4 tRNA genes are annotated in these 500 nt (G+C 49.0%); all 4 read left to right on the plus strand.

Annotated features, from left to right (window positions below):
* The first annotated feature begins 51 nt into the window (after nt 1-51).
* The 4 genes from M3175_RS24120 to M3175_RS24135 all read left to right on the plus strand — a co-directional run bounded on the left by M3175_RS24120 (nt 52) and on the right by M3175_RS24135 (nt 466).
* Nucleotides 52-127 (plus strand) — tRNA-Lys (locus tag M3175_RS24120).
* A 45-nt stretch (nt 128-172) separates the two neighbouring features.
* Nucleotides 173-257, plus strand: a tRNA-Leu gene (locus tag M3175_RS24125).
* Between the two features lie 33 nt (nt 258-290).
* A tRNA-Gly gene (locus M3175_RS24130) sits at nt 291-365 on the plus strand.
* A 12-nt stretch (nt 366-377) separates the two neighbouring features.
* Nucleotides 378-466, plus strand: a tRNA-Leu gene (locus M3175_RS24135).
* The last annotated feature ends 34 nt before the right edge of the window (nt 467-500 follow it).

Here is a 500-nt window from a genome sequence, read left to right on the forward strand (position 1 = left end):
TTGTAATCAGTAGGTTGGGGGTTCAAGTCCTCTCACCGGCACCATTTGTACGAGCCATTAGCTCAGTCGGTAGAGCATCTGACTTTTAATCAGAGGGTCGAAGGTTCGAGTCCTTCATGGCTCACCAAAGTTTTTTGCTTCAGCAAAATAACTTTCTATTAATTATCATTATGCGGGTGTGGCGGAATTGGCAGACGCACTAGACTTAGGATCTAGCGCCGCAAGGCGTGGGGGTTCGACTCCCTTCACCCGCACCAATGCTTCTTTTGTAGCCTAATAACTTTCCATATGCGGAAGTAGTTCAGTGGTAGAATACAACCTTGCCAAGGTTGGGGTCGCGGGTTCGAATCCCGTCTTCCGCTCCAGAACTTACTTTTGCCGGGGTGGCGGAACTGGCAGACGCACAGGACTTAAAATCCTGCGGTAGGTGACTACCGTACCGGTTCGATTCCGGTCCTCGGCACCAAGGATTTTTACGAAGTAAAATATCCAAAGCTTTT

The organism is Robertmurraya korlensis, from assembly GCF_023715225.1.
GTDB lineage: Bacteria > Bacillota > Bacilli > Bacillales > Cytobacillaceae > Robertmurraya_A.